Origin of the sequence: uncultured Flavobacterium sp., from assembly GCF_951805225.1 — a bacterium.
Lineage (GTDB): Bacteria > Bacteroidota > Bacteroidia > Flavobacteriales > Flavobacteriaceae > Flavobacterium.
This window is the reverse complement of sequence record NZ_OX638201.1, coordinates 3644937-3660296: the sequence shown is the minus strand read 5'-3', so window position 1 is coordinate 3660296 and position 15360 is coordinate 3644937. Positions and strand designations below refer to the sequence as shown.

Below are 15360 nucleotides of genomic sequence, written 5' to 3'. Positions count from 1 at the left end.
TTTGAACCGTAAAAATACAATTATTTATGGTTTCTGAAAATCTATTTTGTTAACATTTGTAAAACTTTGGGAAGCCTTTGTTTTGTGCGTGTTTTGCGGATTTTATTTTTTGATATTAATGAAGTTATTGGTGAAATCTATTTCTGTTAAAATCATTTTTTAAGGTAAAAATGAACATATTCAAAGTTTGAATTTGAAAAAACTATTCAAACGGTTAATTCTTGGTTTTTATTTAGTTCTTTCTTTTTAAATCTTTTACTAAGCTTGCTGTAAAAAAGAAGATTGTAATTCCTCCAAGTAGAATACAAAGCCACATAAACCAGGATTGTTGCCAAAAAGATTTGTTTTCGATGTGATTTTTATCCGAAGTTTTTTGCTGAATATCATAAATAGATATTTCTGGTAAGCTAACGGCAATATTATTTTTAAAACTTGAAAGGTCATAATCAGGTTCAGTCAGGGTTTTGTTTCCGGTTTTAAGAATGTAACTTTCATTACTGCTTAAGTCCGCAACAATAGAAATTGGTTTTTGACTGTATTTTATTGTTGAAACTGATAGAGGCTGATTATCGTGATTTTCTATTTTTATATAAAATTCTTTTTCGAAGATTTCAGGAATAGTAAAGATGTTTTTTTCGTTTGAGTTTAATTCAAAAGATGCAATTTCTTCTTCAATTATGGAAGATTTTCTTCTCGTTTGCTGTTTTACTTTCCTAAGTAGAATAGCATGACGATTGTAATAAGTTGGTTTTGAAATTTCAAACGCAATCTGATTAATGACTTGTGGTGCATTAAAAAGAACATGAATTTGTGTTTCTTTTTTCGAATGATCTTCTGTTGTAAATGATTTCTTTGGAACAATTTCCTGTAAAGCACCTTTTTGCAATTGCGTGTCGAAATTCCCAACTTTCAGGATATTAACAGGAAGCGTTTTTCGATCATCAAAATCTATTTTTAAATAACGATACGTACTTAAAGGATATGAAATAGTCTTGACAACGCTGGTTTCTGATGTGCTATTTAAATCAGAAAGTATTTGGGAATCAGATATTCCAAACCATTCTTTTTGGTTATCGCTTCCTGAAACCGAGTACTTTTTTTCGACATTAGAATTTGCAATAAAAAGTGAAAGCTGATTATTTTTTTTATTTAATGGAATCTCAATAATAATCGAAGTAGTTTTCTTCGGGTAAACCGTTTTGGAAATGATACTATATTCTACAAATGAATTTGACGAAACATCTTTACTGTTTTGTATAAAATAGGGAATCTCATTTCCTTTGGAATCAAATATTCGAATATCGCTTAAATCTTGTTTTGAAAAAGATCTGATTTCTGGCGATAAAACAATTTCATGCATGCCGTTTTCTGCAGCTTTTTTTAGTTTTGCAGTTGTATTATATTGTCCAAACGAAAGGTTGGAAAGAAATAATAGTAAGATAAATTTATTCAGTTTCATTGTTTTCTTTTGGCTTGTTTTCATCAATAACTAAGACTTTTATTTTTTGATACACAAAAGAGATAATCAAAATTAAAATTCCTAAAAGGATAAATGATATAATTTTTCCAGTTTCAGAAATGTTGCTGATGTCGTATAAAAATAATTTTAAAATAGTTAATCCAAGTAAGGATAATGCGATAATTCTTAGGGATTTGTATTGTTTTTTAATTCCAACAATTAAAAAGACAAAAGCGAGAATTCCCCAAAGAACCGGAAATCCTGTTTTGATTATTTTAGTTCTGGCTAATCCAATATAATCATCTGCTATAAAATCCCTTAAAAACGGCAAATCAGATTTATAGCTTGCATACATAGTGCTTGTTTGTAAATCGTGAGTTGTAACGGGCGAATTCATTATAATAAGACCATGTAGCATAACTTCTGAACTGGCGATATATATGATTAAAAAAGCCGCAATCCACATAAAATAACGATGTTTGAAAAGGTCAAAATCAGCTTTTTTATAGATTAAGAATAATTGATAGGCAAAATAAATCGTGATAAAGAACGAGACATAATGTAGATAAAAAGCAATAGATTCCCCGATTCCGGAACTAATAATGTCTTTGTGTTCAAAGAATGGATAGTTGGAGAACCAAAATGCAAATAAAATAATATTAGAAGATGCTATCAACAAAACGCCCTGATATGCGGTTTCTGATTTTTGTTTTATTAAAAACGAAGTAAATATTGCTGAGAATACTAAGTGATACAAAATAGGTAATGCAATTGCACTGTATAAGTTTTCTATATAATGATTCGATTGAAAAATTACCTCGAATAAACCCGTTAAATAAGTAAATACAAAACCAACTTCCAGAACAAGTTTCTTATAGCTCTCAGGGTTAAATGTGATGTCGAAAATAATTAGGTTTTTCGTTTCATTTTTTAATAAGTACCAAATTGCAAACAATGAAGCTGTGGCGAAAACACCTGTTATAAATATAGGATTGATGATAATATTTAAAGCTAAATTGTCATTGCGGTAATATTTATTCCAATCCATAATCAGACTAAAGATCATTAAAACATGAACGATAATAGAACCAAAGCGATAACTGATTATTTTTGATTTTTGAGAAAGCCATAATAGTAAGACAGCTTCGGCAGCCCAGAATAAAGTAATATAATTACCTTCAAACTGAATAGGAATTGCTAAGGTTATAAAAGTCAATGTTAATCCGATAAGAAGATATGCAGCTTTCTCGTCGAGTTCGAATTTTTTGTATAAAAACCAGGCATAAATCAAATTCAATAATGCAAGAACAGTCGTAAATAAACCTTTTAATTCCGGATGATAATTGGTTAAAATTGCCATTCCTGCACCATAAAATAAAAAGGTGTTACTGGCTAAGATAGTCAGTTGAGTTTTAGAAAATTCTCCTTTTGATCTTATGTTATTAATGATATTCATCAAAATGAAAATAAAATAAAAAGCAAAACCAAAAATAAATGCTCCCGGATAATGTGGTTTGCCAGAAGTTAAATCTTTAGACAACCATGCTCCATATAAAAGTACGGTGAATATATAAGCGAGAATGTTAACGAGATTCCATTTTTTATAATAGGCTAAAGCCAAAATTCCGATGTTTAAAATGATGATGTAGGTAAAAAGAACCACATAATTGCCTTCGCCCGTACTAACCATAAACGGAACGGCAAATCCACCAATTAATGAAAGTACGGCCAATTCAATCCTGTCATAAGATAATGATATTAAAGCGCTAAAAGCCGTAATGACAACCATTATACTAAAAGCGACAGTTTGATTGAATAAGTGATAATCATGAAAAGCAATCCCGATTGTGAAATAGAAAATTGCAATAGCTCCGGCAACAATAACCGAACTAAATGCAGCATAGTTTTTACGCAATTTATGCGCAATTCCCATTACTAAGGCACCACATAAAACACCGATTCCAACGCGCGCAGGTTCATTGATCCAATCTTTGTCGATTGCATATTTTACAAAATAACTTATTCCTAGAACAAGAATTAATACACCAATTTTATTGATTAAGTTTTCGCCAATAAATTTCTCTAAATCCGGATTTTTCTCTTTGAAGTTTTCCCAAAATGATTTTTCAGGTTCAACGGGAATAATTGGTTTAGGAATTGGTTTTTGTTCAATTGGTTTTGGCTCAACTGGTTTAGGTGAATTATCAATTTTAGACGATAATGCAATTTTCTCTAATTGCTCGTCAGAAATTTTTTCTTGAGTAACTTCTGATTTAACAGGTTCAAAAGTAGCTTTGTTCGATTGATCGGGAGCTGTTTTGAGTTCTTCTTTTTTGATTACCGGAATAGTTTCAGATGGTTTTTCGACTGTTTTTAAGAGATCGATTTTTTTATTAAGTCTCTGAATGTGGTCTTCGAGATTGTCAAATCGACCTTTGATCGTATTAAGGATGTAGATTAAAAAACAAAATAACGCAACTAAAAGAAAACTTTCCATAAAGAAATAAGTATGATGTTATGATTGGTAAATATAATAACATTTTGACACGAAGCCGATTTAATTAGTTTTTTCGTGTTAATTGAAAGTGTGAAGTATTTCTATCTCTTCACAATTACAAATCTATTATTGATCTCGCTTTTAGCTTTTGACATTGCTATTAGAGGGAAATCGAGGCTTTGTATAGTTTTTGATTAGAATTTTGAGACTAAAAGTGAACTTACAGGTTAAAGATTATGACTATTTTTCGAATCCCGAAAAACTATTATTTCTATTAAACCCAAAAAGATTTATTTATGATTAAAAAGTTAATCTCAGTATTTACTGTGTTCGCAGTTATACTGATTCTATGCAGTTTTGTAACATCCAATTCATCTGACGGAAAAAATCAGGAGAATGATCTAAAAGGCAAAATTGTTTACAACAAGAAAAAACACAATATCATATTATCATGGCCGGCATTTGGCTCATCCGGAAATTATACAATTACAAGAGGAGGAAGTCGCTTGGCATCCGATTTTGTGTCTGTAGGTTCAACTTCTAAATTGTCATTTACGGATAATAAACCTAATTCAGATAAATATGAGAACTATTATAAAATTACTCGTAACGGTATCACAATAATAATTTCGTTGGAAAATCAGATTTTCGGTAGCAATATTTATTTCTATGATAGAAAATATGAAAAAGCCGAAACTGCCCGAAACGATATTAACTCACAGTTTATTACTATTGGTCTTGGCGGATCAAACGGCGAGTGGACAACAAAACGTCAGGCTTATTATTTCAAGGGAAATGTTAACGGTCAAACGTATGATTCAGGCGGATCAGGTTCTGCATCATCGGCGGAAGCAAATTCAATAGAATTAGGATTTTATTCTCATATTGGAGGTTTAGGGAAAGTTCCGTCAGATGTTAAATTGGGTTCGGTATTCACCAGACCTCATCTTTCAGGTGGCGCAAATGCTACGTGTACATTTTGGCGTTCTATAGAAAATGTAGAAGTAATGCGAGATTTTGCCTGGACAGTTTCTCAATCAACCAGTGCGCGAAGAATGCTGATTGAAAGTACTTCAAAATATATTTCAGATATCGGAGATACTAACTTTTGGGGGAGCGGTGGTTTTATTGCCGATACACATTATACTTCATCCCGACCAAATTGGGGCGGACAACAGCAATGGTATACCAGAAATTCTATTTTTCCTTCTGGTTCGGGAGCTATGGGCGGTTCGTATAATATGGTTTGGCAAGGTTGTGTTAATCCTCCGCAAGCAGATGAAGCTAATTCTCCGGTTCCGACTACGCCTATTATTAGAGAAAAGCCTTTTCTTTTTATAGACAAAGATGGCGAATACAAAGTGTTTGTTCCGGCATGGCAAAAAGACAGAGTAGGGGTTTCCTGGTCAACAACTGATATGGGAAAAGGAAAAATTCAAGATGTGCTTACAGATTGGTACGTTACCAAAGAAGGCGATACTGATTTGGAAATTAACGATGCATTAAAAGCGGGTAAAAATATATTTTTTACTCCGGGACATTATACATTGAATGCTCCGATTCAGGTCAATAGAAAAGATGCAATACTTTTAGGTGCTGGTATTGCCTCAGTAACATTAGAACCTAGCGAGAAAAATACTTGGGGATGTATTTATGCTGATGATAAAGACGGAATTATAATTGCCGGACTTCTTATGGATTCATTTAATAGTACAACATATCAGGTTAGAATTGGTAACGAAGATGCAAATGCTGATCATTCTGCTGATCCAATTTTGCTTTCAGATATTACTTGTAGAGTAGGTGGAGTTCAGTCAAAAAATATTCAGATACATGCTTCTATGCAAATAAACAGCAACAATGTAGTAGGTGATCACTTCTGGTTGTGGCGAGCCGATCATGGTTCGCAAAAAGGCGGAAATGCCCGCTGGTTAAGAGACAGATGCAAAAATGGACTTATTGTTACTGGAGATGATGTTATGCTTTATGCATTATTTACGGAGCATTATCAAGAATATGAGGTATTATGGTTAGGTGAACGTGGCAGAACTTATTTCTTTCAAAACGAACCTCCGTACGATGCGCCAAATCAAGCAAGTTGGAGAAGTCAAGAAGGAAAAGTGGATGGTTATGCAGCATTCAAAGTTGCAAATACGGTAAAAGAACATCATACAATAGGAATGGGTTCTTATGCAGTTTTTACTGGAAATGATGGTATTGTGAACAAGAAAAATGGTTTTGAAATACCTAATAGTCCAAATGTGAAACTCGAAAAAATGTGCATCACTCGTTTTGCTGGTTCAGGAAATATTCTAAACGTTATTAATGGCACAGGCGGAAGCACGGCAACTGGAGTAAAACGTGTGGCATTATATAATAATGGTACAGGAACTCAGCCTTACGACGAAACCTTTGATTTACCAAATCGGGAATCATATCCTTCGTATATTATTATGGAAAAATAAGGAAACGTAAATTTGTATTAAGAAATCTTTTAAATAAAAAAAAACTCTGAAGACCAATTGATCTTCAGAGTTTTTTTATTTCCTAAAAACGCTTCTTAGGTATTTCAATATTATAAGTTGGAATTTAATTCTCTAAAATTTCAATTGTTACATATTCTAATCCGCTTTGTTTGTTAGAAGCAATATTCATGAAAGCTTTTTTGGTCAGGTCGATTTCTCTTCCTTTAATAAATGGACCTCTGTCGGTAACTTCTACAATGACGGATTTATTATTTTTCTCGTTTGTGATTTTTAGTTTTGTTCCAAAAGGAAATTTTTTGTGTGCAGCAGTTAATTTACTGTTGTCAAATCTTGCACCGCTTGCAGTTTTTCTTCCGTTGAATTTATCATGATAATAAGAGGCATGTGCGTCTTTCTTGTATAATTGAAGTGTATCAGTTTTTGAATTTTGATCTATAAGTTCAGAATTTTTTTGAGCAATTGCAGTTGTCGAAATAACGAAGAGAAGATATAGTAATATTTTTTTCATTTTTAAAATTTCTAATTTTTGACAAAAAAAGATTATTCTAAAAAGGATGATATGTAGTAATAGGGTTTATTTATGTAAGGAAAAGACTTTTGTTTAGACAGTAGGATTCGAACCTGCGGGCTTCCCAATTTTCAATCGGGATGCTATAGTCGTTCAGAATTTGTAGTTAATTCAGTTTAAAGCAAAAAAAAGTCTTTTCAAATAAATGAAAAGACTTTTGTCGGGGTGGCAGGATTTGAACCTTTGGTCTTCCCGATTTTCAATCGGGACGCTATAACTGTTCAATATTTTTCATTACTTAAGCTTAAAGCAAAAAAAAGTCTTTCCATTTGTGAAAAGACTTTTGTCGTGGTGGCAGGATTCGAGCCTTTGGTCTTCCCGATTTTCAATCGGGACGTTATAACCGTTCAATAATTTGTTGTTGTTCAGTTTAAAGCAAAAAAAAAAGTCTTTCCATTTCTGAAAAGACTTTTTTGTCGGGTTGGGAGGATTCGAACCTTTTGGCCTTCCCGATTTTCAATCGGGACGCTATGATCGTTCAGTATTTTTCATTACTTGAGTTTAAAGCAAAAAAAAAGTCTTTTCAAATAAATGAAAAGACTTTTGTCGGGGTGGCAGGATTCGAGCCTTTGGTCTTCCCGATTTTCAATCGGGACGCTATCACCGTTCAATAATTTGTTGTTGTTCAGTTTAAAGCAAAAAAAAAAAGTCTTTCCATTTCTGAAAAGACTTTTTTGTCGGGTTGGGAGGATTCGAACCTTTGGTCTTCCCGATTTTTAATCGGGACGCTATAGTCGTTCAGAATTAATTTATGTTTTATTGGATTTTGAGTTATGTGCAAAAAAAAAGTCTTTTCATTTCTGAAAAGACTTTTGTCGGGGTGGCAGGATTCGAACCTGCGGCCTCCTGCTCCCAAAGCAGGCGCGATAACCGGGCTACGCTACACCCCGAAGATGTATTTGTTGTACTGCCCGTAAGCGGATGCAAATATAGTAATAAATTTGATTTGCAAAAGAAAAAAGTGAAAATAAATAAAACTTATTTCAAGATAGTTATTTAGGATTTGATTTGGGTGTGAATTTTTATAATAAAGTTTACATTTGCATCACTAAAAACTATACATACTATGTCAGATACAATCGAAAAAATTAAATGCCTAATTATTGGTTCTGGTCCTGCAGGATATACTGCGGCTATTTATGCTGCCAGAGCAAATATGAATCCAGTATTATATCAAGGAATGCAACCTGGTGGACAGTTGACTACAACTAATGAAGTAGAAAATTTCCCTGGTTATGTTGATGGAGTTACAGGACCAGAAATGATGATTCAGTTACAAGAACAAGCAAAACGTTTTGGTGCTGATATTCGTGATGGTTGGGCTACTAAAGTTGATTTTTCAGGTGATATTCATAAAGTTTGGATTAATGATACAATCGAATTGCACTGTGAAACTGTTATTATTTCTACAGGAGCATCAGCAAAATATTTAGGATTACCATCAGAACAACATTATTTACAAATGGGAGGTGGAGTTTCTGCGTGCGCTGTTTGCGACGGATTCTTCTACCGTAATCAGGAAGTTGTAATTGTTGGAGCAGGAGATTCAGCTTGTGAAGAAGCACATTACTTATCTAAACTTTGTAAAAAAGTAACAATGTTAGTAAGAAGCGAAAAATTCAGAGCTTCTAAAATCATGGAAGAACGCGTTCGTAAAACTGAAAACATCGAGATTTTAATGAATCACGATACAGTTGAGGTTTTAGGAGACGAGAATGTTGTACACGCCATAAAAGCTTTGAACAAAAATAACGGAGAAGTTATTGAAATTCCTGCAACAGGATTTTTCGTTGCAATTGGTCATAAACCAAACACAGATATCTTCAAGGATTATATTACGCTTGACGAAACTGGTTATATCATCAATACTCCGGGAACTTCTAATACAAACGTACCAGGTGTTTTTGTTGCCGGTGACGCTGCAGATCATGTGTACCGTCAGGCAATTACTGCTGCGGGTACAGGATGTATGGCTGCACTTGACGCTGAAAGATATTTGGCTTCTAAAGAGTAAAAAAGTTTCAGGTTTTCTTTGTTTCAGGTTTCAAGTTGTTGAAATGTGAGTAGAAAATCAATAAAAACAGAAAGTCCCATTTGTAATTACAAATGGGACTTTCTGTTTTATAACGTTCCAATAACTTGAAACAAAGAAAACCTGAAACTTGAAACTTCTTTTTTATTTTATCTTCTTAAAAAGTTTTGCTTCTTCAGAGAAACGGGTTAATTGAACCGCCGGATTTCCAAAAAGAGAAAGTTCAGCTTTGTCTCCAATTGCTAATGAAACTGTAGTTTCGGCTAAAATACTACCAACAGAATAACTTTCGGCAGTAACGTTTGCGTCTTTCAGCGTGAATTTTGTTCCTGTAAAAATTGAATTATTGTCTAAACGTATAGTTGCTTTTTCTGCAATTCCTTCAATAGCAGCATTTGATTTTTGATATAAATCACATTTGAATTTTATTGCTGAAACTAATGATTTGATAGCAGCATATTTACTCAATTGTAAACTCGCATCATCAGATTTTAAATTCAATTCTGTTCTTGATTTATCATCAGCTACTAAAGAGAATTTTTTAGCATTTACGTTCAAAAACAATTTAGAAAAATCAACACTATTAAAAGTAATATCGTCTAATATAACTTCCTGAATAGCATAAACTATAGCGTCATTTTTGGCAATTACTTTCTTTAATGAACTTGTGTAGGTTACACGTACGCTAAGTTTTTTAAAGATTGTACTTTCTTTCGAAGTATATAAGCGAAGTGTTTTATCTCTTAAATCCATTCCAATGATATCGTGTAAATTATCATCGGCTTCAATTTTAATTTCGTTTTTTTCTCCTTTTTCCAAATAAACTTCCAGATTATCATCGACTTCGATAGCATCAAAATCACCAACTTCTTTTTGAGATACAGTAACAATTTTAGAACCTTTTATTTTTTCTCTTTTTTGAGCAAAAGTTAATGTTGTAACTAGTAATAATAGGATTAGGGCTGCATGTTTTTTCATTAATTCTAGATTTGATTTTGACAAATATAAAAAAATCATCCACTTTTGATGAATGATTTCTTTTATATTTAACAGATAAATAAAGTTTAGCCCTGACTGATGCTTCCTCCTGAACTAGCAGTTTTTTCAATTGATTTCGGAATACTATTATAATTAATACTTCCTCCACTTGATGCACCAGCTTTCAGACTCAAAATAGGGTGAACTTTAAGATCGCCACCGCTTGATGCATCTGCCTCAATTTCATTTGCCAGTAATTTTCCGGCATTTACACTAGATCCGCTTGAAGCTCTGGCAATTGTTTTTAATGCTTTTCCTTCAATTGTAATAGAACTTCCGCTGCTTGTTATACATGAAATGTTATCTGATTCTACATTTACATCCATTGTTGCGGCACTTGATGTTTCTAATTCTATATCTTGTCCCTGAATAACATTTTTACTCGCTACAGAAGCAGCACTTGAAGCTTCTATTTTATTAATAACAGGCATTTTAACAGTTACCTTTTTTTGAGAAATGTTACGGAAAGAACTGAATTTACATCTAATTACCAAAGTTCCATTTTCAACCTTAGTTTCAATTTCTTTCTGCAAGTTATCATCGGCTTCTACAGTAATTGAAGTAGAATCAGATTGTTCGATAACTAAATCGATCGCATTGCTCACTCTGATATTTTTAAAATCTCCCTGAACAATTCTTTTTTCCGTTGTTACATTTCCACTTCCTTCAATAGTATTCATGTTTAAATTACATGAGGCAAATAATAATGCGGTTATTGTAACAACAATTAATTTCGTAATATGAATGATTATTTTTATCATGGCTTAGTTGATTTTGATTATAACTCCGTTTTTATCAGTGGTTAATTTTCCTGATGTTTTTTTTCCGTTTAAAACTTCTTTTCCATTTATTTTAATCGATACTTCTTTTACAGTATCGTTGTTGATTATTCTGCCTTCATTGTCGTATTCATAATCATTGTCTGCATCGTTGTCACCATCATTATATTCATTTTCTTCTGCAGGACAGTTTAGACATTTAATTTTAGATCCTTCAACTTTATAGTTATAGTTTCCGCTAAAGTGTAAGTTGAAAAAATCATTGTCAGAGTCATCATATTCCTGAACCGAAGCATCTGGTTTAAACAATTGTCCTTCTGGTAAGTACAAATATACATCAACTTCCTGACCTCTAAATTTGTTTTTTACATCTGTCAAAAAGTAATTATCAAGAACTAAATGATTACCGTTGATTTGGTATTTATAGTTAATTTTTTCAGCTCTTTGTCTTGCATTCACAAAAGAATTTCCTCTTGCACTTTTTTCTATTTGTAAATAAGCAGTTGCTTTATCAGTATGCAAAACATGTAAACGAACGTCAGTAGAATAAATCAATTGATTGTTTGCAGAATCCTGAACAAATTCAAAATCTCTATGTTGATTAAGGCTTTTAGCGTAGTAATCATTGTATCTGAATTTTACATAAAGAGTATCTGTTACACCAGCGCTAATTTCTTTTTTCTCAATCGTTTTGTTGTCATAAGAAAGTTCCGTTGCTTGTTTGATTCCAATACTAATTGCAATTGCAATCGCAATAATCCAGATTGCCAACAAAGTATATTTTGTTATGTTTCCAATTGATTTTAAGTTTGGAGATAGTAATTTGAAACCTAAAAGAGTCAAAAAGAAAAACGGAATTCCAATTGCAAAGAACATTAATAAACCAAATGACCAGATTGGATAATCAGTAAAGTTTCCGGCTTCAACAAAATTTTGCCAAGGAAAATTAATAAAGATATTGGTCCCCAAAGTAAAAACTCCAATCAATAATGCGATCAAAACACTAATCCCTGACATGATTAAGATTACTCCTAAAAATTTAGCAAAGATTTTAAAAACCGTCATAACAAAGTCTCCAAATGAACTACTTATTCTCTCAGCTCCCGACTTTACTTGGTTTCCCATTGCATCATAATCTGCATTTTTGAATTTCTCAGATAAGTTTTCAATCTCTTCACGAACTTTTTTCTCGATGTTCGAAATTGTAACCGGTTCTCCAGTCATTTCAAGTTTTTCAGAAGTTGTAATCGCTTCCGGAGTTACAACCCAAAGAACGAAATATGCTAAGATACCTGTTCCAAAACCTGCAAAAACAAATACTAAGAATAGGATTTTAATCCAAACAGCGTCAATTCCAAAATAATGTCCTAAACCAGTTGCAACACCACCAATCATACCTTTTTCTTTATCACGGTATAATTTTTTATGTTTTCTTGTACCGTAATCATTAAAAGACTGATTTGGTTTTTCTTCGTCCTCAATAATGTAGTCCTCAGGTTGTCCCATAACCGTAATCACTTCGTCAACGTCTTTTAAGCCTACAACATGTTTCTCGCTTTTTTGTTTTTCTGTTAATAATTCAGAAACACGCATTTCGATATCTTTAATAATTTCATCCTGACCAGACGAGTTGTTAAGTGATCGTTTTATAGCGTCAAAATAGCGTGTCAATTTTAAATATGCGTCTTCATCGATGTGAAAAAACATACCGCCTAAGTTAATATTTACTGTTTTGTTCATGACTTATTGATTTTGATTGGTGATTAGATTTACGGCGTCAGACAATTCTGTCCAGGTTCCGCTAAGTTCTTTTAAAAATGTTTGTCCTATTTCGGTTAATCCATAATATTTTCGTGGTGGCCCAGAGGTCGATTCTTCCCAACGATAATTAAGCAAACCGTCGTTTTTCAGCCTAGTCAAAAGCGGGTAAACTGTTCCCTCAACAACTAGTAATTTTGCGTTTTTTAAAGTGTCTAATATCTCTGATGTATAAGCGTCTTTTTCTTTCAATACTGATAAGATGCAAAACTCAAGAACACCTTTGCGCATCTGTGCTTTTGTGTTTTCAATGTTCATAATTTCATTTTGTTTTTTTTAGATTGAACAATTCGTTTTTTGATTGATGATGATTGATTGATGATTGATTTCGAAACAATTCTTGTTGATTGCTTGTAAAGTTTCGACTATAACTTTTAATTTTTTATGTCACACTGAGCGAAGTCGAAGTGCTTCATAATATTGATTACTTTATAAAAGGAATCGTAAGCGGATATTTATACAATTCTCCGTTTGAAGCTTTTATCGAAGCATAAATCACTAAAAAGAATTCAACAAATTTTAATAATCCAAAAAGTACTACAGCCGTTGCTCCAATAGTTAATAATCCAATGTTTCCTTGAAAATTAATATTTCTGATATAGAAATCGTCATCGTTAAAAACAGCTTCCATTGGAAGATTTTGAAAAATGACAGCTATAAAAACCGGAATTGCGATCAAAGCCAAAATCAAAGTATAAAGCAATACGCTTAACTGAAAATTCAGTGCTTGTTTTCCGTGGTGATTTACAAATTCCGATTTGTCTTTGTAACTCGTCCAGATCAATATTGGAAAAATATAATTCCCAAACGGAATAATATATTGACTCAAAGTACTTAAATGTGTGAACGTTGCAGTGTTCTTTTCTGATGATGTTTCCATGATGAGTGGTGTTGTTGTTTCCATGATTAAAAGTATATAGTAATTTCTTATACAAATATATGGCTAAAAGACAGTATCTTGTTTTACATAGTACTAATTATTAACAAAATTTTAACAAAGTTGAAATTTAAAATAGCTCTATAATCAGCTGAAAATCATTGTTAAGTATTGATTTTACTGACAAAACAGGAAAGTAATTGCAATTTATTGTGCGTGCATAGTTTTTTTGTATTTTTACATAAAAAAATAAATATCATGGCAATTTCAGTTTCCAAACTCAATAAATTTGTATTATTCAAATTACCCTCAGCATACATTTGCGGTGTACGCGTAAAAGCAATCGACGACGACAGATGCGTCGTAAGCGTAAAACACAGATGGATTAATCAGAATCCTTTTAATTCGATGTACTTTGCAGTTCAGGCAATGGCAGCCGAATTAACAACTGGAGCATTAGTAATTTCTCAAATTCAGCAAAGCGGAAAAAAAATCTCAATGTTGGTTGCCAATAATAAAGGAAACTTCACCAAAAAAGCTACCGGAAGAATAACATTCGTTTGTAACGACGGACATTTAATCGCCGAAGCAATCCAAAGAACAATCGCAACAGGCGAGGGACAAACTTTCTGGATGAAATCTATTGGAACAAATGAAGAAGGTGTTCAGGTTTCAGAAATGGATTTTGAATGGAGCGTAAGAATTAAATAAAATTATTTGCCACACATTAAAGGATTAAAAAGATTCTAGACGAAGAACTTTGACAAAGTTTTAAACTTTGTCAAAGTTAAATTCAGATCGTTTAAAAGAAATCCGTTTAATCTGTATAATCCGTGGCCAAAAAACAAACCATAAAAAAAAGCCTCAAATATTTGAGGCTTTTTACTTTTAAAACATGTTCTGCTTATTTTTTAGCGCAACATTTTTTGTCTTTTTTGTCAGCAGTTTTTTTGCAGCAAGATTCTTTTTTAGCTTTTTCTTTTTTAGGAGCTGGTGTTGTGTCTTGTGCTTGTAATCCAACTGTGAATAAAGCGATAGCTAAAACAGTAAATAATTTTTTCATTTTTTGTTTAATTTAATTGTTAGTACTTTTCTTTTTTTTGATTGAAGATTTGATTCAAATATAATACGATTTAGTTTTAGAAATTGTCAACGATAAGTTAATGCCTATCAAAGAAGTATTAAATTTAAAACTAAACTCTTTTTAAACTTTTTCCTAAAACAGTTTTGTTGTTAATCTTTGTAAATAATACCGAATTAAGCAATCCAGTCCTCTTCTATTTTATCAACGATCCATTTATCATTTACTTTTTTAATATAGATTATTGCAGAAATAAGAAATAGTACAAAACATATTTTTCTCATATTTTAATTCGTTAAATCATTATTAATATGGATGTTTACTGCTGTTTTCCACAAAAAGCCTTCTTGGTTTTTTATCAATATTTTTTCAATTGATTTTTGTGATTTGTAAATGGTTTTATAGTCCTTATTCTCAATTTCAATTCTTTTTATGTCTTCGGCGACAGTTTTTAGTAAATTTTCATTCCAAACACCTATTCCAAAATATATTCCATCTTCATTTTCTTCAGTATCATTTGGTTTTAAGTTAAAGACAATTGAATCTCCGACTTTTATATCATCCAAACGTTCAAATTGTGGTTTTGAATTTATAACCAATTTAACTTTCACATTGTTTTTTCCTTGGTTTATAAAATTAATAGTATGAGCGGGATCACAACTCATTAATATTAATGGAAAAATAAGAAGTATTAAAAAACGTTTTTTAGTCATTTTGTATTAATT

The 15360-nt window shown here is 32.1% G+C and carries 13 protein-coding genes and 1 tRNA gene; 3 read left to right on the top strand and 11 right to left on the bottom strand.

What is annotated here, in order from left to right; all coding sequences use genetic code 11:
- Positions 1–232 precede the first annotated feature (232 nt).
- A complete protein-coding gene (locus tag WN975_RS15070) occupies positions 233–1459 on the bottom strand; it encodes a hypothetical protein (protein ID WP_337967251.1) in 1227 nt (408 codons plus the stop codon).
- The gene (locus WN975_RS15065) at positions 1446–3956 is read right to left on the bottom strand and encodes a DUF2339 domain-containing protein (RefSeq protein ID WP_337967250.1); all 2511 of its coding nucleotides are present in this window, start codon (positions 3954–3956) and stop codon (positions 1446–1448) included. The genes WN975_RS15070 and WN975_RS15065 overlap by 14 nt, the downstream gene beginning before the upstream one ends.
- Positions 3957–4252: 296 nt before the next feature.
- Between WN975_RS15065 and WN975_RS15060 the strand changes: the two genes are divergently transcribed.
- On the top strand, positions 4253–6421 hold the full coding sequence (locus tag WN975_RS15060) for a hypothetical protein (protein ID WP_337967249.1): 2169 nt from the start codon (positions 4253–4255) through the stop codon (positions 6419–6421).
- 124 nt (positions 6422–6545) lie between these two features.
- Here WN975_RS15060 and WN975_RS15055 read toward each other — a convergent pair whose 3' ends face one another.
- On the bottom strand, positions 6546–6950 hold the full coding sequence (locus WN975_RS15055; protein WP_337967248.1) for a septal ring lytic transglycosylase RlpA family protein: 405 nt from the start codon (positions 6948–6950) through the stop codon (positions 6546–6548).
- Between the two features lie 875 nt (positions 6951–7825).
- Positions 7826–7900: transfer RNA gene (locus WN975_RS15050), tRNA-Pro, on the bottom strand.
- 176 nt (positions 7901–8076) lie between these two features.
- On the opposite strand from WN975_RS15050, the gene trxB reads away from it, so the two are divergent.
- Positions 8077–9024 (top strand): thioredoxin-disulfide reductase, encoded by a 948-nt coding sequence (trxB, locus tag WN975_RS15045; protein WP_337967247.1) that lies wholly within the window; start codon positions 8077–8079, stop codon positions 9022–9024.
- A gap of 162 nt (positions 9025–9186) precedes the next feature.
- On the opposite strand, the gene WN975_RS15040 is transcribed toward trxB, so the two are convergent.
- The 5 genes from WN975_RS15040 to WN975_RS15020 all read right to left on the bottom strand — a co-directional run bounded on the left by WN975_RS15040 (position 9187) and on the right by WN975_RS15020 (position 13581).
- Complete coding sequence (locus WN975_RS15040) at positions 9187–10020, bottom strand: DUF2807 domain-containing protein (RefSeq protein ID WP_337967246.1); 834 nt, start codon at positions 10018–10020, stop codon at positions 9187–9189.
- Positions 10021–10106: 86 nt separating this feature from the next.
- Positions 10107–10841: a head GIN domain-containing protein gene (locus WN975_RS15035; protein WP_337967245.1), complete on the bottom strand. Its 735-nt coding sequence runs from the start codon at positions 10839–10841 to the stop codon at positions 10107–10109.
- 3 nt (positions 10842–10844) lie between these two features.
- Entirely contained in the window at positions 10845–12599 is a 1755-nt protein-coding gene (locus tag WN975_RS15030; protein ID WP_337967244.1) for a PspC domain-containing protein, read from the bottom strand.
- Between the two features lie 3 nt (positions 12600–12602).
- Complete coding sequence (locus WN975_RS15025; RefSeq protein WP_121328994.1) at positions 12603–12935, bottom strand: PadR family transcriptional regulator; 333 nt, start codon at positions 12933–12935, stop codon at positions 12603–12605.
- Between the two features lie 166 nt (positions 12936–13101).
- Positions 13102–13581, bottom strand: coding sequence for a DUF4870 domain-containing protein (locus WN975_RS15020; protein ID WP_337967243.1), 480 nt, complete (start codon positions 13579–13581; stop codon positions 13102–13104).
- A 231-nt stretch (positions 13582–13812) separates the two neighbouring features.
- Here WN975_RS15020 and WN975_RS15015 point away from each other — a divergent pair, with 231 nt between their 5' ends.
- The gene (locus WN975_RS15015) at positions 13813–14265 is read left to right on the top strand and encodes a DUF4442 domain-containing protein (RefSeq protein WP_099709373.1); all 453 of its coding nucleotides are present in this window, start codon (positions 13813–13815) and stop codon (positions 14263–14265) included.
- A 193-nt stretch (positions 14266–14458) separates the two neighbouring features.
- Here the strand turns inward: WN975_RS15015 and WN975_RS15010 are convergent, their stop codons facing one another.
- Entirely contained in the window at positions 14459–14617 is a 159-nt protein-coding gene (locus tag WN975_RS15010; protein ID WP_337967242.1) for a hypothetical protein, read from the bottom strand.
- 305 nt (positions 14618–14922) lie between these two features.
- Positions 14923–15348 (bottom strand): hypothetical protein, encoded by a 426-nt coding sequence (locus WN975_RS15005; RefSeq protein WP_337967241.1) that lies wholly within the window; start codon positions 15346–15348, stop codon positions 14923–14925.
- Positions 15349–15360 lie beyond the last annotated feature (12 nt).